Here is a 21,294-nt window from a genome sequence, read left to right on the forward strand (position 1 = left end):
TGGCAGGTGGGGCTATTGGCCCCGCCTCACCCGCCCCGACTTCTTGGGGCAGACGCCAGAGCGGGCGTAGCTCAGGGGTAGAGCACGACCTTGCCAAGGTCGGGGTCGAGGGTTCGAATCCCTTCGCCCGCTCCAGCGCAGCGCGAGCGAAAGAGCTCGCTCTTTCGACTCCGCGCAAGCCCGGCCGGCCTGGTGAAACCAGGTCCGACGGCGCGGCTTTGCCGCGGCGCCACTTATACGGCTGGGTTCCCGCTTTCGCGGAAATGACGAAAGTCGTTCAGGAGACCAGCTTCAACCCCGCGATGCACGCGACAATCCCGAAGATCAGGATGACCCTGATCGGCGCGCTCGCCTCTCCAAAGAACATGATCCCGACCAGCACGGTCCCGATCGCCCCGATCCCACCCCACACTGCATAAGCCGTCCCCATCGGGATGGATCGGGACGCCACTTCCAACAACCCCATCGACAGCGTCACGGAAACCAGGAAACCGGCCGTCCAGGGCAGGTTGCGGAAGCCGTCGACGAAGCGCAGGCAAGTGGTGAAGCCCACCTCGAACACCCCCCCCAGGATCAGCAGCGCCCAGGCCATCAGTCTTCCGCCAGCCGGTCGAGCGCTTCGCCGTGAAGGCGCCAAGGCTGCCAGCCAAGTTGCCGCCGGCCGCCCAAGCGCTCGTAAAAGGCCATGGCATCGACGTTCCAATCGAGCACGGCCCAGTCGATCCGCGCGCAGTTCCGCGCCTTGGCCTCTTTAGCGAGGCGGCGAAACAGCGCTTTTGCCACTCCTTGGCCGCGCACGGTCTCATCGACGAACAGATCTTCGAGATAGAGGCTCGGGCGCCCTGTCCAGGTCGAATAGGTCAGGAACCAGAGCGCCAAGCCGATCGAGCGGTTTTCCAATTCGGCGAGAAAGGCGAAGACCTGTGCGTCCGGCGCAAAGAGCGTCTCCCGAATTGATGCCTCTGTCGCCTGCACGGCATTGGGCTCGCGCTCATAGGTCGCCAGTTCCTTGATCAGCTTGAGGATCACGGCCTCGTCGCCGGCGCGCGCCCAACGTATGTCGAGCGTCATAGCGAAGCCTCGAGGCTAAGTTCCTGCGGCCGGCGCGGTGGCCGGACGGCGATGTAGCAGCCGATCACGATCAGTGCGGTGCCGGCCAGCACCCACCAGCCGATCGCCTCCTGAAAGAACAGCCAGCCAAAGAGCGCGCCCCAGCCGAAGCCGGTGTACTCGACGACAACCAGCGACTGCGCCTCTGCTCGCGCATAAGCCCAGGAGAGCAGCATCAGGGACAGGAGGGCAAGGGCGGCGCTCGCCAGGATCTCTGGCGCCTCGGCAAGCGGCGGCAGCACCGCAAAAAAGGGCGCCGCAAGCAACAGGAAGAGGCCGGTCGTGAGGTTCTGAAAAAAGCCGACTTCAACCGGCGATGCGATCTGTGCCTGCTTGCGCATCAGCACCAGGTTGAAAGCGTAAAGCACAGCCGAAGCGAGCACGGCCGCCATGCCGGCGAGCACATCGGCGTCGTAGCGGCCGGTCGCCCGCGCCACCAGCATCAGCGCCACGCCCGAAAGCCCGAGCACCGAGCCGATCAGCGCCTGGGCCCGCACCTTCTCGCCCAGCAACAGGCTGGCGAGATAGGCCGCGATCAGCGGCGCGATGAAGGACAGGGCTATGGCTTCGGCGAGTGGCACGCGCGCGATCGCCCAGAACCAGAGCACGGCCATCACGGAGACGATGCCGCCGCGCAGGAAGTGAAGCCGCATCGTGCTCATCGCCGGCCAGGCGTGGCGGCGAATGAGGAAAATGGTCCCGCCCATCGCCGCGCCTGCCAGCGTGCGCCACAAGGTCGCGTTATAGGCTCCGATGGAAAGCGACAGGCCCTTCATGAACGCGTCCATCAGCGTGAAGCTGGCAATGCCGATGCAGGCGACGGCGAACGGGATAGCGATGGACTTGGGAGCGCCGGTCATTTCAGGCTCCGTACTGCCGGGGAGTCGAGGCAGCCAGGGCTGAGCCGTGCCGGGCGCGGCTGAACCGAGACGGGCGGTACTTCGATGGTCTTGCCGATACCGATGGGCGCGAACAGGCGAGGGTCATGGCCGGCGCAGCGCATTGCCTCAGTGAGCAGCTTCGGCGGAGTGTCATAGGCTTCGAAGCTCAGCCGAAAGGTGCCCCAGTGGATCGGCAGCGCTCGGTATGCTTGGGCGCCTTCGAACACCTTCACGGCATCGATCGGCCCGAGATGGCTGGCGGTGCCCATCTGCCCGGGCCGGAAGCGGAAAGCACCGATGGGGATAAGGGCAAGGCGAACGGGTCCTAGTGCCGCCGCTTCGGCCGGCCACTTGCCGTCGCCCAGACCCGTGTCGCCGGCGAAGAAGAGATTGCCGCCGGGCAGCCGCACGACGAAGCTCGACCAGAGGGCGCGGTTGCGGTCGGCAAACCAGCGGCTGCCCCAATGGTGGTTGCGCGTGACGACCAGCTCAGCACCCCGAAAGAGCATGCGCGTGCCCCATTCGGCTCTCGTTGCAGTGATGCCCCGGCTACGCAGAATGGCGTCATTGCCGAGGCTGGTGACGATCAGAGGACGATCGCGCTTCCATAGCCGCTTGAGAGTCGTCAGATCCATGTGGTCATAATGGTTATGGCTGACCAGCACGAGGTCGATCTTGGGCAGGTTCTCGAAGCGGACGCCGGGGGCGGCGACACGGCGTGGGCCGAAGCCGAAGGGTCCTGCCGTGTCGCTCCAGATTGGGTCAGTCAGGATGTTGAGACCGGCCGTCTGCACCAGCACCGTTGCATGGCCGATCCAGGTGACGAGCATCCGCTCACCCTCGACCCGCTCTGGCGGCTTGGTCGGGGAAACCGGCACCGTGTCGGGCCAGGGCGGGCGGCCATCGCTGCCGGTCAGGAAGCGCGCGAAAAAGCCGGCGCGGCTGCCGCCGGTCGGGGGCGCCGCCGTGTCTTCGCCGTCCGGGTTGAAGAAGCGCGCGCCGTCGAAATGGGCGCTTTCCGGCCCGCGATAATAGACGCGATCGAGGAAGGGCGGCACGAGCACGATGGCGAGCAACAGCGCCACGGTCAGAAACAACAGAACTCGACCGATTGCGCGCGCCATGCTCTGCCGCCATCCTCCCGCTTCATGACGCGCATAAGGCTCCTGATCCTCGCCGCAACCGCTTTCCTGTCGGCCTGCTCGTCGCTGCCCCGTCCGAGCCCGCCCAGCACGGCGATCCGCGTGACGTTCGACGCCAACCGGATCGCGTCCGTGGAGGCGCGCGGCGTGGGCTTGAACGATCCGGTGCGGATCGCGTCCATTTCCAAGCTGATCGTGGCGATCGGCGTGATGCGCTTGGCGGAAGCCGGCACGCTGCAGCTGGACGCCGATGTGTCGGACCGGCTCGGCTTCAAGCTACGAAACCCGCATTTCCCGGACGTGCCCATCACGCTGCGGCTGCTGCTGTCGCACCGGTCCAGCCTCAAGGATGATGTCGATTACGCGATCCCGCTCGGCCGCACTGTGCGGGACACGCTGTCTGATCCAAAGGCGTGGGATGCGGAGCACCCGCCCGGTACCTTCTTCCGCTATGGCAACATCAACTTCCCGGTGATCGCTTCGGTGATGGAACAGGCGACCGGCGAGCGATTCGACCTGCTGATGGCGCGGCTCGTGTTCAAGCCACTTCAAATTGATGCCTGTTTCAACTGGACGACGTGCAGCGATGCGGCGGTCGGCCGCGCCATCGTGCTGCGGGACGAAAAAGGCGGCGTGCGGCGAGACGATCTGGGGGGCAAGCGGCCGGACTGCCCCGTGCTGGCGCCGCAAGGGTGCGACCTGTCTCGCTATAGCCTCGGCAGCAATGGAGCGCTGTTCAGCCCACAGGGCGGTACGCGCATTTCCGTCGCTGGGCTCGTCCGCCTCGGTCAGCTGCTGCTGCGGGACGGCGAGGGGCAGATCGGCCCGGAGTCACTGGAGACGATGATCGGCCCTGAATGGGTGTATGACGGGAGCAACGGCGACACCGAAGGCGGCTTCTGGTGCGCGTATGGCCTGGCGGTGCAGACCCTCGCCGCCTCGCCCGCCTGTCGCAACGATCCATTTGGCGACGGAGAGCGTCGCGTCGGGCATTCGGGCGAGGCTTATGGTCTTCGATCCGGCCTGTGGGTGGACCGCAGACGTGGCCGTGGTGTCGCCTATTTCGTCACGGCGGTGCCGGACGACGTTGAAAAGGGCCACTCCGGCTTCACCAGGGTCGAAGAGGCGATCGCGCGCTAGCGGCGTGCGTGGCTGCCCAAATGTCGAAATCATAATGCTCGAGGGGGGAGCGGCATGGACGGGGCGGTCTGGGCGCTGGCGCAAGCGACGCACGAACTCGCCCTGTTCGCGGCGGTTGGGCTTGCGATCGGCGGGCTCGACGACCTGCTCGTGGACCTGATCTGGGTCGCGCGGACAGCCTGGCGGCGGGTCACCATTTATCGCCGCTTCGCTCCCGCCACAGCCGAAGGCCTTGCCGCACGCGCGTCTGGACCTGTGGCCGTGTTCGTTCCGGCATGGCGTGAGGCGCTGGTGATCGGGCAGATGGCAACGGCCGCGCTGCAGCGCTGGGCCGACGAAGACGTGCGGCTCTATGTCGGCTGCTATCCGAACGATCCGGAGACGATCTCGGCCATCGAAACCGTCGCGGCCAACGATCCACGGCTGAGGCTGGTCGTTAATCCGCGGCCGGGCCCCACCACCAAGGCGGACAATCTCAACGCGATGTGGCTGGCCATGCTCGACGACGAGATCGCTATGGGGCGCCGCTTCGTCGCGGTGGCGCTGCACGATGCCGAGGATGTCGTGCACTCCGCCGAGATCGGCATCTACGCGACGCTCTGCCGACGCTTCGATCTGGTGCAGTTGCCGGTCGTCGCATTGATCGAGCGCGACCGGGGCATGTGGCGTCGCTTCGTCAGCGCCCATTATGCCGACGAGTTCGCGGAGAGCCATGCCAAGGGTCTGGTGGTGCGGGAAGCGCTCGGGGCGGGTGTGCCATCGGCGGGTGTCGGCTGCGGCCTGTCGCGCGACCTGCTGCAGCGCATCGCCAACCGCTTTGGCGCCCCCTTCGATCCGGGGACGGTCACCGAAGACTACGAACTCGGGCTCCGCGTGCGGGAAATAGGCGGGCGCGGTATCTTCGTGCGGCTGCCGGCAAGTCGCCAGGGCGGGCTGGTAGCGGTCCGAGCCCATTTTCCGAACACCGTCGAGGCGGCGGTGCGGCAGAAAGCGCGATGGCAGGCGGGCATCGCCTTGTCCGGCTGGACCCGGCTCGGCTGGCGCGGCGGCTTGGCCGAGCATTGGATGCGCTTTCGCGACCGGCGTGCGATCCTGTTGGCGCTGGTGCTGCTCTGCGCCTATTTCTCTGCAGGCTTGCTGCTGGCGCTGGAGGCGGTTGGACGGGCACCCAAGTTCAGCGATGCCGAACTCGCCCTGTTCGGCCTCTGCACGGCGCTGATGCTGTGGCGGTTAGGCATGCGGGCGCTGTTCGTCGGTCGCATCTATGGATGGGCGGAAGCTCTCGCTTCCTTGCCGCGCGTGCTGCTCGCCAACTTCATCGCCATGGCATCGGCGTGGCGAGCTCTGATCGCCTATCTCCGCATCGCGCGGGGCGCGCCGCTGACCTGGGACAAGACCGAGCATGATTTCCCAAGGACCATGCCCGCCGAATGAGGGTCGGGCCGGTCGCCTTTCTGTTCCTGGTGATCGGCGCTTGGGTGCTCGCTCGCGCGGTGCTGCTCTGGCCGAGTGGTGAGGAAGAGCGCCGGCGGGAAATCGCCTGGGCGCCACGGCTGCAACTGCCTATACCGCAACAAGAACAAGCGTCCTCTCCCCCGTTCGTTTCGAGCGAAGTCGAGAAACCTTCGCTCAGGGTTCGAACCGCTTCTCGACTTCGCTCGGAGCGAACGGAGCAGGGGATCAAGCCCGCGGAGATGCTGCTATTCGGCCTTGCTCCGGCCCAGGAGCAGCCAGCCTCGCCCACCAAAGAAATCGTCCTTCCGCCTGTGGCTCCGTCCGCCGAAAGAAGGTCGAAGCGTCTCAGCCTCTCCGCTTGGGCGCTCATCCGCAGCGATATCTCGCCCGGGCTCGCCGCTGCCGGTCAGCTGGGCGGCAGCCAGGTTGGCATACGGGCGCGCTATGCAGTGGCCGACCAGGTGCACTTCGCGGCGCGCCTTTCCAGCCCGACCGGCAGCAGCAAAGGCAAGGAAGCGGCGGTGGCCGCTGATCTCCAGCCCTTCGAGGCGGTCCCGATCACCTTGACCGTCGAGCGGCGGATCGGGTTGGATCGTGGCGGACGCAACGCCTTCGGCATCGGCGTGTTCGGCGGCTTTGACCGCCAGGTGGCAAGCCGGACGGCGATCGATGGTTATGCGCAGGCAGGCGTCGTCGGGCTGAAGTCGCGCGACGCCTATGTGGACGGGGCTGTCCGCGCGGAGCGGCAAGTGGCAAGCATCGGCAAAATGCGGATCGGCGCGGGTGCAGGGCTCTGGGGTGGCGCGCAGCCGGGCGCGTCGCGGTTGGACGTGGGACCGCAGGTCGTCGGCCACGCGCCTGTTGGCCAACTCAATGTGAGACTCGGCGCCGAATGGCGGCAGCGCGTGGCGGGGAACGCCGGGCCGGGCTCCGGGCCGGCATTGAGCCTGGGCGCTGACTTCTGAACCTGCTTCCGCTCACCGCTCTCGGCGGATAGGCAGGGCGCTGATGGACCTTTACCTTCCGATCGCCAACCTGTCGGTCAATGCGCTGGTGATCGTCGCGCTTGGGCTCGGCGTCGGCGTGTTGTCGGGGCTGTTCGGCGTCGGCGGCGGCTTCCTGACCACGCCGCTCCTCATCTTCTATGGGATACCACCAACGGTCGCTGCCGCGTCCGCCGCCAGCCAGGTGACCGGCGCCAGCGTGTCGGGTGTCTTCGCGCACTTCCGCCGCGGTGGCGTCGATGTGGCTATGGGGGCCGTGCTGGTCGTGGGCGGCATGGCGGGCTCGGTGCTGGGGGCGGCCATCTTCCGGCTGCTCCAGGCAACCGGTCAGATCGATACGGTCATCAACCTGCTCTACGTCATCCTCTTGGGCAGCATCGGCGGATTGATGATGCGCGACGCGATCCAGACGATCCGTGCGTCGCGCGGTGAGGCCGCTCCGTCCCCGCCGAAGCGACGTCATCATCCTCTTGTCGCTTCCCTGCCGCTTCGTTGGCGCTTTTACACCTCCGGCCTCTACATCTCTCCGCTAGCACCGTTGATCCTGGGACTGATCACCGGCGTGCTGACCGTGCTGCTCGGCGTCGGCGGCGGCTTCATCATGGTGCCGGCGATGATCTACCTGCTCGGCATGGGCACGCGCGTGGTGGTGGGCACCTCGCTGTTCCAAATCCTGTTCGTGACGGCGGCGGCGACCTTGGTGCATGCCGTGACGACCAAGGCAGTGGACATCGTGTTGGCCGCTCTGCTGCTGCTCGGCAGCGTCGTCGGCGCGCAGTTGGGCGCGCGCCTCGCCCAGCGGCTGAAGCCCGATTATCTGCGGCTGCTACTCGCGGCGATGGTGCTCATCGTCGCCATCCGCCTGGCGATCGGCCTCGGCTGGCGGCCGGACGAAATCTACACGGTGCAGCCGGGATGATCTGGCGCCTCGGCCTATTTCTGCTCGCTCCCTTGCTGCTCGGCCAGGCCAAGCCGGTGCTGGTACCCGATGTGTCGCAGCGCGACATCGAGATCATCTACAGCTTCACCGGCGCCGAATTGCTGCTGTTCGGCGCGATCATCTATCCGGGCGGGCGCGCTCCTGACCGGCCCGCCGACATTGCCGTCGTGATCAAGGGCCCGGTCGAGCCGATCGTCCTGCGCGAGAAGCAGAAGGTCGCTGGCATTTGGGTCAATGCCGACAGCGCCCGTTTTCGCTCCGCGCCAGCCTTCTACGCCGTGGCGAGTTCCCGGCCGCTCGAGCAGATCGTCGACGAGCGCACCGCCGCCATCTACGAACTCGGCATTCGCAACCTGCAGCTCTCACCCGCCGACGCCGATACGCCCGACGAAGCGAATCGTTTCGAGGAAGGCCTCGTCGACCTTCGCCAGCGCTCTGCCCTTTACGCAGAGCAGCCGGGCGCGGTGCTGATCACCGACAATGTCCTTTACCGCGCTCGCATCCGCATCCCGGCGCGGGTGCCGGTGGGCACTTACACGGCCGAGACCTTCCTGATCCAGGACGGGCGCGTCATCGCCGCCGCGGTGCGGGACATCACCATCCGCAAGGGCGGCTTCGAACAATTCGTCGCCACGGCCGCCGAGGATCACAGCACCGTTTATGGCGTGCTGGCCGTCGCCCTGTCGGTAGCGCTGGGCTGGGCTGCGGGCGCGGTCTTCCGCCGCTTCTGACTTTCTTTACGAGTGGGCGGCTAGATCCGGCGCGACCTCGCGCCAAGGATTGCCGCAATGGATCTCGCTTCGAACCCCTCTCAGTTCCAAGACGATGGCGCGCAACCTTCGGGCGAATGCGCAGGCCTGGCGCGGGTGGCGATCGGATCGGTGTTCGAGGTGGCCGGCTCCAACTCGCAGATTCTGCTCGACCGGCGCATGCTCGACCAGAACGCGAACCATCCCGATCCGAGCGTCGCCACGGGCGGGCAGGTCGGCTCGCAGGTCAAGATCAAGGTGGGCGTGACCTGGCTCGTCGCGAGCGTCCGCTCACTGCGCCTCGATCCGGCGACCGGCTCCATCGTGGCGCAGATCGACTTTCTCGGCGAAGGCGACGAGGAAAGGCTGACTGGCCGGCTCTACCGATTCCGCCGCGGCGTGACGCGCTATCCGGTGCCCGGCGCCGAGGTCTTCCCGGTCTCGAACCTCGACATGAAGGAAATCTACGCCGCGGCCGAGCAGGCGCATATCGAAGTCGGCACCGTCTTTCCGACCAAGGATATTCGCGGCGCGCTGTTCATCGACGCTTTGCTCGGCAAGCATTTCGCGCTGCTGGGCTCGACCGGCACCGGCAAGTCGACCAGCGCGGCGTTGATCCTCCACCGCATCTGCGAGATGGCGCCGGAGGGTCATATCGTGATGATCGACCCGCACGGCGAGTATTCGGCGGCCTTTGAGGGCAATGGCGCGATCTACGACGTGTCGAATCTCGCCATGCCTTATTGGCTGATGAACTTCGAAGAACATTGCGAAGTGTTCGTCACATCCTCCGGCTCCAACCGGCAGATGGATGCGGACATTCTCGCCAAATGCCTGCTGGCAGCAAAGGCCAAGAACCGCGCCGCGGAAGGCGTGTCGAAGCTGACCGTCGACTCCCCCATTCCCTATCTGCTGAGCGACCTGACCAGCCTGATCCAGGCGGAAATGGGCAAGCTCGACAAGGCGGGCGACAGCGCGCCGTATCTGCGGCTCAAGACCAAGATCGACGAGATCAAGGCCGATCCGCGCTACAGCTTCATGTTTTCAGGCATGCTCGTCGCCGACACGATGGCGGACTTCATCGCTCGCGTGTTCCGCCTGCCCGGCCAAGGCAAGCCGATCTCCATCATCGACGTGTCGGGCGTGCCGTCCGAAATCACGTCCGTCGTGGTCTCGGTGCTCAGCCGCATGGTGTTCGACCACGCCATCTGGTCGCGCGGCGAACAGCAGCGGCCGGTCCTGCTCGTCTGCGAGGAAGCACACCGCTACGTGCCCAATGAACGGAACGCCGACAGCTCGTCGGTCGGCCGCATCCTCAGCCGGATCGCCAAGGAAGGTCGTAAGTATGGCGTATCGCTCGGCCTGATCACGCAACGCCCGTCCGATCTGGCGGAGGGAGTGTTGTCGCAGCTCGGCACGATCATCGCGATGCGTCTCAATAACGAACGAGACCAGGCGTTCGTGAAAGCCGCCATGCCAGAAGGCGCGCGCGGCTTCCTCGATTCGATCCCGGCGCTCCGCAATCGCGAGGCGATCATCTGCGGCGAAGGCGTCTCGATCCCGATCCGTGTCGCGCTCGACACGCTCGAGGAGCATAAGCGGCCCGCCTCCAGCGACCCGGTTTTCTCCGACCTGTGGAAGCGCACCGGCGGCGAGGAAGACAGCCTCGCGCGCACCATCAAACGGTGGCGCGCGCAGGGACGGTGACGCCGGTCGCCGGCAGGGCTATCAGCTCCGAACCAGCCTGGAGCCGATATGCCGATCGACGCGCGTGCGCCTTATGACGAGAGCAACATCTTCGCCCGCATCTTGCGTGGCGAGATACCATGCCGGAAGGTGCATGAGGACGAGCATGCGCTCGCCTTTCACGACATTAACCCGCAAGCGCCGCAGCACATATTGGTGATCCCGAAGGGCGCCTATGTGTCCTGGGACGATTTCTCCTCTCGAGCCAGCGAGGGAGAGATTGCAGGGTTCGTGCGTGCGGTCGGCCAGGTCGCGCGGGAGGCAGGGCTGGTCGATGCCGGCTATCGGCTGCTCGCCAATATCGGCGTGAACGGGCACCAGGAAGTGCCGCACCTGCACGTCCATATTTTCGGAGGACGCCCACTCGGGCCGATGCTGGCCCGCTAAGTCGTTGCCAATCTGTTCTGCATGCCCCAGATCGGGCATGTGACGCCGCTGCCCTATCCTGCGCTCCACGCCAGCCATGCCGGCATCTGGATCGCCACGCCCGATGGCGAGGCGCGGGCAGCCGGGCGTGGAGAGGCCATCGCACTCGCGTCCGAAACGCCGATGATCCTTCTAAACGCGCCTTTGGTGGCGGCGCGGCTCGGCTATCCGGAGCTGTCCGGCCTCGACCTGCTGGAGCTGTTCGCGTTCGTGCATCCGGCCCGATTTGCCGTGCCGACGCCCAAGGGTTTGGCGCGCGCGCTTGGACTGGCGCCTCCGCAGGACGACGCACAGGCGGCGCCCTTCCTGCTGAAGGCGGCGGCGGCGTTGCTGGCGCGGATGGAAGCGCCGGACTGGCACGAGCGGGAAGGCGCCTGGACCTCGGCGCAGGCGCTCGGACGGCTGCGCTGGCCCTGGTCGGCGGCGCTCAACCAGCGGATCGCCCGGCCCGAACGCCAGGAACGCTGGCTCTTCACCCGCCTGCCCGAATGGGAGGAGAAGCCGCCGCGTTCTGCCCCACGCACCATCCATGTGCCGCCCGGCGCCGCTGTCGATCGGCTGAACGAATTGACCGGCCATGGCGCCGAGGAGCGGCCCGGCCAGCGCGCTTATGCCGAAGCGGCCGCCGCCGCCTTCGGCCCGCGCCCATTCAAGGACAGCCCGGCCATGTTGTTGGCCGAGGCGGGAACCGGCATCGGTAAGACGCTGGGCTATCTCGCGCCGGCCTCGCTCTGGGCGCGGGAGGCGGACGGCGCGGTCTGGGTCTCGACTTATACCAAGGCGCTGCAGCGGCAGCTCGATCGCGAAGGCGAGAAGCTCTTCCCCGACCCCCGGACTCGCCGCGAAAAGATGGTCGTTCGCAAGGGGCGGGAAAATTACCTCTGCCTGCTGAACCTCGAGGATGCGCTGCAGGGAGGCTTTCAGGGCCGCGCCGCCATCCTCGCGCAGCTCGTGGCGCGCTGGGCCGCCTATAGCAAAGACGGCGACATGATCGGCGGCGACTTGCCCGGCTGGCTGCCGACTTTGTTCCGCCGCAATGGCTCGACTGCCCTGACCGACCGGCGCGGCGAGTGCGTGTTCGCGGGCTGCCCGCACTACCGCAAATGCTTCATCGAGCGGGCGAGCCGCGCCAGTGCCGATGCAGAGCTGGTCGTCGCCAATCACGCGCTGGTCATGGTCAACGCAGCGCGGGGGCGGGAAGCAGCCAATCGTCCCACCCGTATCGTGTTCGACGAAGGTCATCACCTGTTCGAAGCGGCGGATTCGATGTTCTCGACCGCGCTGACCGGGCAGGAGGCGATCGAGCTCCGCCGCTGGATCACGGGGCCAGAAGGAAGCGCGCGCGGGCGGAGGCGTGGACTGGCGGCTCGCCTGTCCGATGTTGCCGGTTATGACGAGGAGGGAGCGCAGGCAATTGCCGCAGCGGCGGCCGCTGCACAGGCGCTGCCATCGGACGGCTGGCTGCAGCGTCTAGGCGACGGACAGCCATTCGGTCCGGTGGAGGCGCTGCTCGCAGCCGTGCGCGGCAGGGTCTACGCAAGGGGACAAGGGGAGGACGCGGGCTACGGGCTTGAGACCGAGCTTGTCGATCCCGACGGTCCGCTGGTTGAAGCCGCTGGCAACGCAGCCGCTGCACTGGAAGCGCTGCACCGGCCGCTGATCCACCTCGGACGTCGGCTCGAGGCGGTGCTGACCGACGCGCCGGACTGGCTCGACACCCAAGCCCGTGCGCGGATCGAAGGCGCGGTGATGAGCCTTGGTTGGCGGCTGGAGACGCTCGCCGCCTGGATCTCGCTGCTCGGGCGCATCGGCGGTCCGGCGGACCCGGATTTCGTCGACTGGCTGGCAGTAGCACGCTCCGAAGGCCGCGAATATGATGTCGGCCTGCATCGCCACTGGCTCGATCCCACCCGCCCGCTTGCCGAACTGGTGCTGAAGCCGGCGCATGGCGTGATCGTCACCTCGGCGACGCTCACCAATGGGGACTGGGCTTCGGCCGAAGCGCGCGCGGGGGCGCATCACCTGCCGCGTGCGCCCCTCCGATTTGAGGCGCCGAGCCCGTTCGATTATCCTTCGCAAGCGGAAGTGCTGATCGTCACGGACGTGAAGAAGGGCGATGTGCCGGCGCTCGCGGGCGCCTATGCCAGTCTGATCGCCGCGTCGGGAGGCGGTGCGCTCGGCCTGTTCACCGCCATTCGCCGCCTCCGCGCCGTCCACGCCCGCATCGCCGACCGGCTCGCGCGCGATGGCTTGCCGCTCTATGCGCAGCATGTCGACCCAATCGACAGCGGCACGCTGGTCGACATTTTCCGCGATGATAGTCACGCCAGCTTGCTGGGCACGGATGCACTGCGGGATGGCGTCGACGTGCCCGGCCATTCCTTGCGGCTGGTGGTGATGGAAGGCGTGCCCTGGTCCAAGCCGACCGTGCTCCATGCCGCACGGAAGCTGGCCGGCGGCGGCTCGGCCTATGAGGACCGGCAGGTTCGCGCGCGGCTGGCGCAGGCGTTCGGCCGGCTGATCCGGCGGGCTGAGGACCAGGGAACGTTCGTGCTGCTGTCGAGCGCATGCCCGAGCCGATTGCTCACCGCCTTTCCGCCCGGCACCCCGGTGCGTCGCGTGACGCTGGCCGTGGCTGCCGAGCGGATACGATCCCGTCTTTCATCTGCCACGGAAACGCGGCATGCCGCCGCTGAGGATGAGCTGACGGGGCGGACATGAGAACACTCACGCTGCTGCGCCATGCGAAATCGAGCTGGGACGATCCGGTCCAGCGCGACTTCGACCGGCCGGTCAATCAGAAGGGCCTGCGTGCGGCCCGCACCATGGGCGAATATTGCCGGCGTGAGGGACTCGCCTGGGATCATGTCATCTCCTCACCTGCGGTCCGCTGCATTGAGACGCTCGACGGCTTCTGGGACGGCTATGGCAAGACGCTGAAGCCGGTCTGGGACCGTCGCGTTTATCTCGCCTCCTGCGTCACCCTGCTCGACCTGATCAACGAAGCGCCCGCCGGGGCTGAGCATGTCCTGCTCGTCGGCCACAATCCGGGGCTGGAAGACCTGGTGCTGATGCTGGTCCCGGACGACGGCGAGGCGTTGCGCGACTCGCTGGAAGACAAATTCCCGACTGCGAGCGTGGCCCTGATGAGCTTCGACGGCGAATGGGGCGACCTTGCGGCACGCAAGGCCAAGCTCACCCGCTTCGTGCGCCCCAGAGATCTGGACCCGGCTTTAGGCCCCGATCAGATCTGACCGGGGCCTAGATCGGGTCAGGCGTGACGGACGGTGACCCGTCGCCGCGCTGCCGCACCGGCAAGCGCGAAGCCTGCGAGCATCATCGCCCAGGAGGCGGGCTCCGGAACTGCATTGCCGACGTTGAAGGTGATGCTGGCAGTCAGCGATCCGGCAGAAATGTTCACTCCACCCGGCAGCACGTCTCCGAAGATGCCATTGTTGGTATCGTTGACGACGATGCGGAAGCTGTTGAGACCGGCCTGGAATCCGGAAGTGACCACGACATTGCGCGCGCCATTACCGCGTGTGTAGGTGAATGGATTGTTCGGACCGCCAAGGGTCAGGACGAGATTGCCGTTACCCGGTCCGAAGATGCCGCCATTGTCGACAATGACATCGTTGAGCAGCACCACGCCGCGATCGTCAATGCTCAAGCCCGTAATGGTGAGCACCGCGTTCGAGAAGCCAGTCGGCAAAGTGAAATCGTTGTTGACGATGTAGAAGGCTGACGACCCGGCGGCCGCGTTGAAGCTGGTGTCAAGATTGATGGTGGCGGCCGAGGCGACACTCGAGGCCAAGGCTGCACTCGCCAGGCCGGCGAGCAGGTAAGACGCGCGCATGAATACACCCCTTGTTTTGAGTTCCGGGCGCGACCCAGTGGGAGGCCGTTTGCCGGCCTTCCCGCAGCCATTAACCTTTAGAAGGCGTTCTGGTTCCGGATGGCCGCGCGACTAAGCCGCGTCCTGTTCCAGCGCGTCGGCCAATAGCGCGCGGATGCGCTTCAGCTCGGCAAGGGGAAGCGCAACCGGACTCGGCTGCGGCTCCGGCTCCGGAGCGACCTTCTCGGCGAGCAGCTTCTGTACGCCCTTGATCGTATAGCCTTCGCGGTTAAGCAGCCGGTCGATGCGCTTCACCAGCGCCACATCGTCGGGCCGGTAATAGCGGCGATTGCCGGCGCGCTGCAGCGGGCGGAGTTGTGGGAATCGCGTTTCCCAGTAGCGCAGGATATGCTGCGGCAGGCCGAGTTCCTCGGCCAGTTCGCCGATGGTGCGGAACGCGGTGTCGGACTTGCTCGCCAAATCAGCCCGCGCTGACGATCCGGTCGCGAAGCATTTGGCTGGCGCGGAAGGTCAGCACACGGCGCGGCGCGATCGGTACTTCGACGCCCGTCTTCGGATTGCGGCCGATGCGTTCGCCCTTGTCGCGCAGCACGAAGCTGCCGAAGCCGGAAATCTTGACGTTCTCGCCCTTGGCCAGCGACTCGCACATATGGGCGAGAATGCGCTCGACGATGCTTGCCGACTCGGCACGCGAAAGCCCCACCTGCCGATGCAGCGATTCGGCCAGGTCCGCCCTGGTCAGCGTGCCCGCGTCCATGCGGATATTCGGATCGGCGTCAGCCATGCGAGTCCCCCACTCCAGCTTTATCCACAACGAACCTTAATTCGCGCCGGAAATCAATGACGATGCGGCGAACGGACTGATCCGTCTTAACGATCAGAAGCGAAGCACCGATGCACCCCAGGTGAAGCCGCCGCCCATCGCTTCCAGAACCACTACATCGCCGGCCTTAATTCGCCCGTCTCTGACAGCGGTGTCGAGAGCCAGCGGTACCGAGGCGGCCGACGTATTGGCATGCTGGTCGACGGTCACGACCACCTTTTCCGGCGGCAGGCCCAGCTTGCGGGCGGTGGCGTCAAGGATGCGGGCATTGGCCTGGTGGGGCACGACCCAGTCCACATCCTCAGGAGTCAGGCCTGCGGCATCGAGGGCTTCGTTCATCACGGCGGCGAGGTTCACAACCGCGTGCCGAAACACCTCACGCCCCTTCATCCGCAGCTTGCCGACCGTGCCGGTGGTGGACGGGCCGCCATCGACATAAAGCAGTTCATTGTGACTGCCGTCCGCGTGCAACCGAGTCGCGAGCACGCCGCGATCGCTTTCCTCCGCACCCAGCACGATTGCGCCGGCCCCGTCGCCGAACAGAACGCAGGTCGCGCGATCTTCCCAATCGAGAATGCGGCTGAACGTCTCCGACCCGATCACGAGCGCGGTCTCCGCCGAACGCGCGCGGATCATGCTTTCGGCCACCGAGACAGCGTAGAGAAAGCCCGAGCAGACAGCGGCGACGTCGAAGGCCACGCAGTCGGGAATGCCGAGCGCGGCCTGGACCTTGGTGGCGCTGGACGGAAAGGTCTGGTCGGGCGTCGCGGTCGCCAGCACGATCAGGTCGATGTCGCGTGGCTCCAGCCCTGCCGAGGCGAGTGCCGCCCGGGCAGCGTCGGTGGCCAGGGTCGCGGTCGTTTCGCCTTCTCCGGCGATGTAGCGGAAGCGGATGCCGGTGCGCTCGACGATCCATTCGTCAGACGTGTCGACTTGCGCTGCCAGTTCGGCGTTGGGCACGCGCCGTTTCGGAAGCGCCGAGCCGGTGCCGAGAATGGCTGCACGCCGCGTCACTTGGCGGCGACCTGTGCCGGGTGGTGAGCGTGGAACCGTTCGAGATCCTCACCGATCCGCCGGGTGATCGAGGCGCGGGCGAGCTTAGCCGCCACTCCGATCGCATTGGCAACGCCGCCCGCATCGGCGCTGCCATGGCTTTTCACGACAACGCCGTTCAGGCCAAGGAAGACCGCGCCATTGTGATTGTTCGGGTCGAGGTGCGTCTTCAGCATGTGGAAGGCAGGACGCGAGAGCAGGAAGCCTGCCTTGGACCGCAGCGAGCTGGTGAAGGCGCGGCGGAGCAGGTCGGTGATGAAGCGCGCGGTGCCTTCGACGGACTTGAGCGCGATATTGCCGGTGAAGCCGTCGGATACGATCACATCGGCCTCGCCGCGTCCGATGCGGTCCGCCTCGATATTGCCGTCGAAGGAGAGAGGCAGATAATCAGCCTCGCGCAGCAGGGCCGCGGCCTCCTTGACCTCGTCGGTGCCCTTCAGCTCTTCCTCGCCGATGTTGAGCAGGCGGACGCGCGGCCGCTCCAGCCCCATGACAATACGGGCATAGGCGGCGCCCATCACCGCGAATTCGACCAGGTTGTTGGCGTCGCACTCGGTGTTCGCGCCAAGATCGAGCATCACGAGATCGTTATCGCCGAGCGTCGGCAGCAGCGCGGCCAGCGCAGGCCGGTCAATGCCGGGAAGCGTGCGCAGCGCCAGCTTGGCCATCGCCATCAGCGCGCCGGTATTGCCTGCGGACAGGGCCGCATCGGCCTTGCCCTTCTTCACCGCGTCGATCGCCAGGCCCATCGATGTGGTCTTGGCGCGGCGGATCGCCTGAGTCGGCTTGTCGGTGCCGGCGATCGTTTCCGGGGCGTGCAGGATTTCCGACGCCGCACGCAGCTTCGCATCAGCTGCTAGCACGGGCGCGATCGCCGCTTCGTCGCCGACGAGCAGGAACATCAGCGCGGGGTCGGCCGACAAGGCGCGAGACGCGCCCGCCGCCATGACAGGCACGCCTTCGTCACCGCCCATCGCATCGATGGCGATCCGCGGCGTCGAGCTCATCGGGGCTGGTCCTCCGCGCTTCGCCCGCGCGGTCAGGCGTCGACCGAGACGATCTCGCGGCCGTTATAATGGCCGCAGGCATTGCACAGATTGTGCGGCAGCTTCAGCTCGCCGCAGTTGGAGCATTCCTGATAGCCCGTGACCTTCAGCGCGTCGTGGCTGCGGCGCATGTTGCGCTTCGAGGGCGAGGTCTTTCTCTTCGGCACTGCCATGACGGCACCTGTTCCAATCTTCTAGTCTGACAAACGCGGCGGGCCGTCCACCATTGCGGCATGGAGCCGCGGACCACGGACTGATCGCGAGCGAAGGCGGCGCATATATCGATTTCCGCCGCCGTTGCAAGCACTCCAGCCCCGTGGCAGCGTGGGCCTGCAACGGGGAAGGGGCCGAACATGATCTTGCCGATTACGCTCACCATGGCGGGCGCCGCCGCCCTGCTCAGCCTGTGGCTGGGCTGGCGCGTCGGGCAGAAGCGAATCTCCGAAAAAGTATCGATCGGTGACGGCGGCAATGCCGCGCTGATCGCCCGTATGCGCGCGCAAGCCAACTTCGTCGAATATACGCCGTTCGTGCTGATCCTGATCGGGCTGATCGAACTTGCCGACGGCACCAGCCTGTGGCTCTGGGCGGTGGGAGCCATCTACCTGCTCGCGCGAATCGCCCATGCATTCGGCATGGACGTGCAGCCGCCCGCGCGTAGTCCGCTGCGCGGCGTCGGGATCGGCGTCACCATGCTCGTGCTGGTGGGGCTCGGCCTTTACGCGATCGCGTTGCCGCAGCTCCACGCCCGGGAACGCGAAGTGCCCACCGCCACCGTCTAGGCGAAAGCGGGGGCGCCCTTCAGCCGCTGATAGGCGCCGATGACGCTCTGCAGCTTCGTCTCGTGCGTGCGGTCGCCGCCATTATGGTCGGGGTGGTAGCGGCGGACGAGTTCGGTGTAGCGTTGGCGGAGCGCCCGGCGATCGGCATTCGGCTCCAGCCCCAAAGTGGCGAGGTCGCGACGATTCTCGCCCGAGAGCGGCTTGCCGTCGTCGCGCTGCTTGGGGGCGGCCTGGCGAAAGCGTGCGCCGATAGCGTCGAGCGGGTCGGCAAAGTCGCCCCAGCGCGGCGGCCTGTCTGCACCCGTGTGCGCGAAGGCGCGAGTCTCCCTCTCCCAGCCGGCAAAGGGGCGCTGGGCGGCCTCGATCTCCTCCGTGCTCATGCCGGAGAAGAAGTTATAGCCGGCGTTGAACTCGCGGACATGGTCGAGGCACAGCCAGCGCCATTGCGGCGGCCGGTCGCCGGAGCGGCCCTCCACCGAGGCCGGTGCGCGAAACTCGCCGGGCTCCCGGCAGCCGGGATGCGCGCAGGTGACGGCCGCGTTCTCGACGCGTCCGTGAAAACGGGTGTTGGGACGATCCTTGGGCGCGCGCATTCTCGCTCGGGCAAAAGCGGTTATATGGGGGCATGGACGCAAAGACGAAGGGGCCGGTTGCGGCCGAGATCGAGAAAAGATTGATGGACGCGCTCCAGCCGGTGCGGCTGGAAGTGATCGATGACAGCGAAAAACATCGCGGACATGCGGGCCATGATCCGCGCGGCGAAAGCCACTTTTCCGTACTGGTGGTGAGCGAGGCGTTCGCGGGCAAGAACCGAGTCGCCCGCCAGCGCTTGGTCAATGCGGCACTGGCCGATCTGCTGAGGGAGCGTGTCCATGCGCTCGCCATGGTCACCAAGGCGCCCGGCGAAATCTAGCCGTTCATCTGTCCTTCAGCATCGCTGCCGTAACGAACTCGCGTGCGGGCCGGGCCCCTCTGACGATCGCACGATCGTGATGTCGGACCGCATCGAGTGCGCTCGATGCATTGGGTCCGGCGGAGCAACGCTCCTCCATCGATGAACCGAGCGCCCTCGCAGTCACTGAACTGGAGGAGCTCTATGTCACCTTTCAAAGCCTATACTCTCGCGCTGCTGCACCGGCGCCTCGATCGCGCCGCCGATGATGAGGCGCGTCGGCGTTTCCCCGACCAGGCGCGGCTCGCGCGGCTGAAGAAGTTCCGGCTGGCCGTGCGCGATCGGCTCGCACGGGCGGCGCGTGGACCGGTCAGCGCCTGACGCGCCAAGGGGCCGGGCACCCGTCCGGCCCCTTCCTTCCGTGCAAATAGGGGGAAACAGTGTTCGAGATTGTGGGTCAGGACTGGCTGGGTAAGCCGGCCTGGATGTGGCTTGTCTTCATAGGCATCGTGATGGCGTTGCTGGCACTGGACCTGGGCGTGCTCCATCGCAAGCAGCGCGAGATTGGTGTCGCCGAAAGCATGGTGATGTCCGGCGTCTATATCGCGCTCGGCCTCGCCTTCGGCGGCTGGGTCTGGTGGTCGCTCGGCGAGGCGGCTGGACTTGCCTATGTCACCGGCTTCGTCATCGAAAAGAGCCTCGCGATGGACAATGTCTTCGTTATCGCGATGATCTTCACGACATTGGCCGTGCCCCGGCGATATCAACACCGGGTGCTGTTCTGGGGCATTTTGGGCGTGATCGTGCTGCGTGCAGTGATGATCGGTCTCGGCGCCGCGATGGTCCAGCAATTCGGCTGGGTGCTCTACGTCTTCGCCGCCTTCCTGATCGTCACCGGCATCAAGATCTGGCTGACCGCGGAAAAGCCGGTCGATATCGGCGACAGCGCGGTGCTCCGTTTCGTGCGCCGCCGCTTCCGGGTGACCGAGGAACTGCATGGCGAGCGCTTCTTCGTGCGCAAGGACGGTGCCTGGTATCTGACGCCGCTCTTCCTGGCGCTGGTCATGGTCGAGTTTGTCGACTTGGTGTTCGCGGTCGACAGCGTGCCGGCGATCCTCGCCATCACGACCGACCCTTTCATCGTCTATACGTCGAACATCTTCGCGATCCTGGGCCTTCGGGCACTCTACTTCGCGCTCGCCGCGATGACGCACCGTTTCCATTATCTGAAATATGCGCTGGCGCTGCTGCTGGTGTTCATCGGCTCGAAAGTCTTCATCGCCGATGCGCTCGGCCTGGCGAAGATTCCGCCGCCGGTGTCGCTGGGTGTGACCTTCGCGATCCTCGCGGCGGGGGTCGGCTGGTCGCTGTTCAGGACGCGCGGCCAGCCAGTGCCTGTCTGACCGCGACGGCGAGCCGGTCGGCCACGCGCTCGCCATGGTGCATATAGAGATCGGGCTCGATCGCTTCGAGCTCGATCAGCGCCAGCCTGCCGTCCAGTCGGCGCAGAAGGTCGATGCGGACGTAGAGTGCTTGGCCGGGCATTGCCCGGAGCGCAGCTGCTGCGACCGCCTCGGCCTCGCTGTCCGGCTGCCAGCGCGTGTTCACGCCGCCGAACTGCGGCTGGATGCGGAAGTCGCCGGATTGGGCCACCTTCCGGATGGCGTGGCTGAACACGCCGCCGATGTAGAAGAGCGAATATTCGCCTTCATTCTCGATGGCGGGGAGGAAGGGCTGGACCATCGCATCCCGCAGCACAGGTGCTGGATCGGAGCGGGTCAGGCGGTGTGTCCGGTAGCTGCCGGCGGAGACCTGGGGCTTGACCACCAGCTCATCGCAGCCGAAGCGCTCGAACGCAGCGGCGACGCTGCCCGCTTCGGCATCGCCGAACCAGGTGGGCACCGTCGGCACGCCGGCGGCTTCGAGCTCCGCCAGATAGGTCTTGCGCGTATTCCAGCGCATCAGCCCAGCGGGGTTGAACAGCGGCACCTCGGCCGGCCAGGCGTCGAGCAAAGCCGTCCAGCGATCGAGATCCAGGTGATACCCCCAAACGAGGAGGGCCAGCGCCGGCCGGTCCCCGGCCTCGGTCCAGGGGTGAGGCCTCAAGTCGAGGCCCGCGGCGGCAAACGCCTCGGCGTAGAACTTGGCCTGCTCGATTGCTTCGAGCGCATAGGGGCTGTGGTCCGGGGGCGTGAGGATGTCGATGATCATAAGCTCTCGTTCCCCGGCGCAGGCCGGGGCCCATCTCT

At 66.4% G+C, this 21,294-nt stretch carries 25 protein-coding genes and 1 tRNA gene; 14 read left to right on the forward strand and 12 right to left on the reverse strand.

Features of this window, described 5'->3' with window-relative positions:
• The first annotated feature begins 60 nt into the window (after positions 1 to 60).
• Positions 61 to 135 (forward strand) — tRNA-Gly (locus VGT77_RS14825).
• Between the two features lie 142 nt (positions 136 to 277).
• Here VGT77_RS14825 and VGT77_RS14830 read toward each other — a convergent pair.
• The 4 genes from VGT77_RS14830 to VGT77_RS14845 are packed head-to-tail and all read right to left on the reverse strand — an operon-like array spanning position 278 to position 3,115.
• The gene (locus tag VGT77_RS14830) at positions 278 to 592 is read right to left on the reverse strand and encodes a multidrug efflux SMR transporter (RefSeq protein ID WP_327463855.1); all 315 of its coding nucleotides are present in this window, start codon (positions 590 to 592) and stop codon (positions 278 to 280) included.
• Positions 592 to 1,071, reverse strand: coding sequence for a GNAT family N-acetyltransferase (locus VGT77_RS14835; RefSeq protein ID WP_327463856.1), 480 nt, complete (start codon positions 1,069 to 1,071; stop codon positions 592 to 594). The genes VGT77_RS14830 and VGT77_RS14835 overlap by 1 nt, the downstream gene beginning before the upstream one ends.
• Positions 1,068 to 1,970, reverse strand: a complete 903-nt coding sequence (locus VGT77_RS14840; protein ID WP_327463857.1) for a DMT family transporter — start codon at positions 1,968 to 1,970, stop codon at positions 1,068 to 1,070. Before VGT77_RS14840 ends, VGT77_RS14835 begins: the two co-directional genes overlap by 4 nt.
• A complete protein-coding gene (locus VGT77_RS14845) occupies positions 1,967 to 3,115 on the reverse strand; it encodes an MBL fold metallo-hydrolase (protein ID WP_327463858.1) in 1,149 nt (382 codons plus the stop codon). The genes VGT77_RS14840 and VGT77_RS14845 overlap by 4 nt, the downstream gene beginning before the upstream one ends.
• A 24-nt stretch (positions 3,116 to 3,139) precedes the next feature.
• Here VGT77_RS14845 and VGT77_RS14850 point away from each other — a divergent pair, with 24 nt between their 5' ends.
• The 9 genes from VGT77_RS14850 (at position 3,140) to VGT77_RS14890 (ending at position 13,847) form a co-directional block, all read left to right on the forward strand.
• Positions 3,140 to 4,273: a serine hydrolase domain-containing protein gene (locus tag VGT77_RS14850; RefSeq protein ID WP_327463859.1), complete on the forward strand. Its 1,134-nt coding sequence runs from the start codon at positions 3,140 to 3,142 to the stop codon at positions 4,271 to 4,273.
• A gap of 54 nt (positions 4,274 to 4,327) precedes the next feature.
• Complete coding sequence (locus tag VGT77_RS14855; RefSeq protein ID WP_327463860.1) at positions 4,328 to 5,707, forward strand: glycosyl transferase family protein; 1,380 nt, start codon at positions 4,328 to 4,330, stop codon at positions 5,705 to 5,707.
• Positions 5,708 to 5,967: 260 nt separating this feature from the next.
• Positions 5,968 to 6,693 carry a hypothetical protein gene (locus VGT77_RS14860; RefSeq protein WP_327463861.1) on the forward strand — a complete coding sequence of 242 codons (726 nt, stop codon included), beginning with the start codon at positions 5,968 to 5,970 and terminating at the stop codon, positions 6,691 to 6,693.
• A 43-nt stretch (positions 6,694 to 6,736) separates the two neighbouring features.
• Positions 6,737 to 7,651: a sulfite exporter TauE/SafE family protein gene (locus VGT77_RS14865; protein WP_327463862.1), complete on the forward strand. Its 915-nt coding sequence runs from the start codon at positions 6,737 to 6,739 to the stop codon at positions 7,649 to 7,651.
• The gene (locus VGT77_RS14870; protein ID WP_327463863.1) at positions 7,648 to 8,403 is read left to right on the forward strand and encodes a TIGR02186 family protein; all 756 of its coding nucleotides are present in this window, start codon (positions 7,648 to 7,650) and stop codon (positions 8,401 to 8,403) included. The genes VGT77_RS14865 and VGT77_RS14870 overlap by 4 nt, the downstream gene beginning before the upstream one ends.
• A gap of 57 nt (positions 8,404 to 8,460) precedes the next feature.
• A complete protein-coding gene (locus VGT77_RS14875; protein ID WP_327463864.1) occupies positions 8,461 to 10,128 on the forward strand; it encodes an ATP-binding protein in 1,668 nt (555 codons plus the stop codon).
• Between the two features lie 48 nt (positions 10,129 to 10,176).
• Positions 10,177 to 10,554 carry a histidine triad nucleotide-binding protein gene (locus VGT77_RS14880; RefSeq protein WP_327463865.1) on the forward strand — a complete coding sequence of 126 codons (378 nt, stop codon included), beginning with the start codon at positions 10,177 to 10,179 and terminating at the stop codon, positions 10,552 to 10,554.
• 21 nt (positions 10,555 to 10,575) lie between these two features.
• Entirely contained in the window at positions 10,576 to 13,314 is a 2,739-nt protein-coding gene (locus tag VGT77_RS14885; RefSeq protein ID WP_327463866.1) for an ATP-dependent DNA helicase, read from the forward strand.
• Positions 13,311 to 13,847, forward strand: a complete 537-nt coding sequence (locus VGT77_RS14890) for a histidine phosphatase family protein (protein ID WP_327463867.1) — start codon at positions 13,311 to 13,313, stop codon at positions 13,845 to 13,847. The genes VGT77_RS14885 and VGT77_RS14890 overlap by 4 nt, the downstream gene beginning before the upstream one ends.
• A 17-nt stretch (positions 13,848 to 13,864) precedes the next feature.
• On the opposite strand, the gene VGT77_RS14895 is transcribed toward VGT77_RS14890, so the two are convergent.
• The 6 genes from VGT77_RS14895 to rpmF form a co-directional block, all read right to left on the reverse strand.
• Positions 13,865 to 14,449 carry a PEPxxWA-CTERM sorting domain-containing protein gene (locus VGT77_RS14895; protein ID WP_327463868.1) on the reverse strand — a complete coding sequence of 195 codons (585 nt, stop codon included), beginning with the start codon at positions 14,447 to 14,449 and terminating at the stop codon, positions 13,865 to 13,867.
• Between the two features lie 111 nt (positions 14,450 to 14,560).
• Positions 14,561 to 14,908, reverse strand: a complete 348-nt coding sequence (locus tag VGT77_RS14900) for a MerR family transcriptional regulator (protein ID WP_327463869.1) — start codon at positions 14,906 to 14,908, stop codon at positions 14,561 to 14,563.
• A 1-nt stretch (position 14,909) separates the two neighbouring features.
• Positions 14,910 to 15,233, reverse strand: coding sequence for an integration host factor subunit alpha (locus tag VGT77_RS14905; protein WP_327463870.1), 324 nt, complete (start codon positions 15,231 to 15,233; stop codon positions 14,910 to 14,912).
• 93 nt (positions 15,234 to 15,326) lie between these two features.
• Positions 15,327 to 16,286, reverse strand: a complete 960-nt coding sequence (locus VGT77_RS14910; RefSeq protein WP_327463871.1) for a beta-ketoacyl-ACP synthase III — start codon at positions 16,284 to 16,286, stop codon at positions 15,327 to 15,329.
• Positions 16,283 to 17,332, reverse strand: coding sequence for a phosphate acyltransferase PlsX (gene plsX, locus VGT77_RS14915; RefSeq protein WP_327463872.1), 1,050 nt, complete (start codon positions 17,330 to 17,332; stop codon positions 16,283 to 16,285). The genes VGT77_RS14910 and plsX overlap by 4 nt, the downstream gene beginning before the upstream one ends.
• A 32-nt stretch (positions 17,333 to 17,364) precedes the next feature.
• Positions 17,365 to 17,544, reverse strand: coding sequence for a 50S ribosomal protein L32 (gene rpmF / locus VGT77_RS14920; RefSeq protein WP_327463873.1), 180 nt, complete (start codon positions 17,542 to 17,544; stop codon positions 17,365 to 17,367).
• A gap of 180 nt (positions 17,545 to 17,724) precedes the next feature.
• On the opposite strand from rpmF, the gene VGT77_RS14925 reads away from it, so the two are divergent.
• Complete coding sequence (locus VGT77_RS14925) at positions 17,725 to 18,153, forward strand: MAPEG family protein (RefSeq protein WP_327463874.1); 429 nt, start codon at positions 17,725 to 17,727, stop codon at positions 18,151 to 18,153.
• Here VGT77_RS14925 and VGT77_RS14930 read toward each other — a convergent pair.
• Positions 18,150 to 18,746 carry a J domain-containing protein gene (locus tag VGT77_RS14930; protein WP_327463875.1) on the reverse strand — a complete coding sequence of 199 codons (597 nt, stop codon included), beginning with the start codon at positions 18,744 to 18,746 and terminating at the stop codon, positions 18,150 to 18,152. The genes VGT77_RS14925 and VGT77_RS14930 overlap by 4 nt on opposite strands.
• 32 nt (positions 18,747 to 18,778) lie before the next feature.
• Here VGT77_RS14930 and VGT77_RS14935 point away from each other — a divergent pair, with 32 nt between their 5' ends.
• The 3 genes from VGT77_RS14935 to VGT77_RS14945 all read left to right on the forward strand — a co-directional run bounded on the left by VGT77_RS14935 (position 18,779) and on the right by VGT77_RS14945 (position 20,448).
• On the forward strand, positions 18,779 to 19,066 hold the full coding sequence (locus VGT77_RS14935; protein ID WP_327463876.1) for a BolA family protein: 288 nt from the start codon (positions 18,779 to 18,781) through the stop codon (positions 19,064 to 19,066).
• Between the two features lie 183 nt (positions 19,067 to 19,249).
• Positions 19,250 to 19,426 carry a DUF465 domain-containing protein gene (locus VGT77_RS14940; RefSeq protein ID WP_327463877.1) on the forward strand — a complete coding sequence of 59 codons (177 nt, stop codon included), beginning with the start codon at positions 19,250 to 19,252 and terminating at the stop codon, positions 19,424 to 19,426.
• Between the two features lie 104 nt (positions 19,427 to 19,530).
• Positions 19,531 to 20,448: a TerC family protein gene (locus VGT77_RS14945; RefSeq protein ID WP_327464012.1), complete on the forward strand. Its 918-nt coding sequence runs from the start codon at positions 19,531 to 19,533 to the stop codon at positions 20,446 to 20,448.
• On the opposite strand, the gene VGT77_RS14950 is transcribed toward VGT77_RS14945, so the two are convergent.
• Entirely contained in the window at positions 20,417 to 21,256 is an 840-nt protein-coding gene (locus tag VGT77_RS14950; RefSeq protein ID WP_327463878.1) for a hypothetical protein, read from the reverse strand. The genes VGT77_RS14945 and VGT77_RS14950 overlap by 32 nt on opposite strands.
• Positions 21,257 to 21,294: the final 38 nt, after the last annotated feature.

The organism is Sphingomonas sp., from assembly GCF_035944535.1.
Lineage (GTDB): Bacteria > Pseudomonadota > Alphaproteobacteria > Sphingomonadales > Sphingomonadaceae > Sphingomonas_B.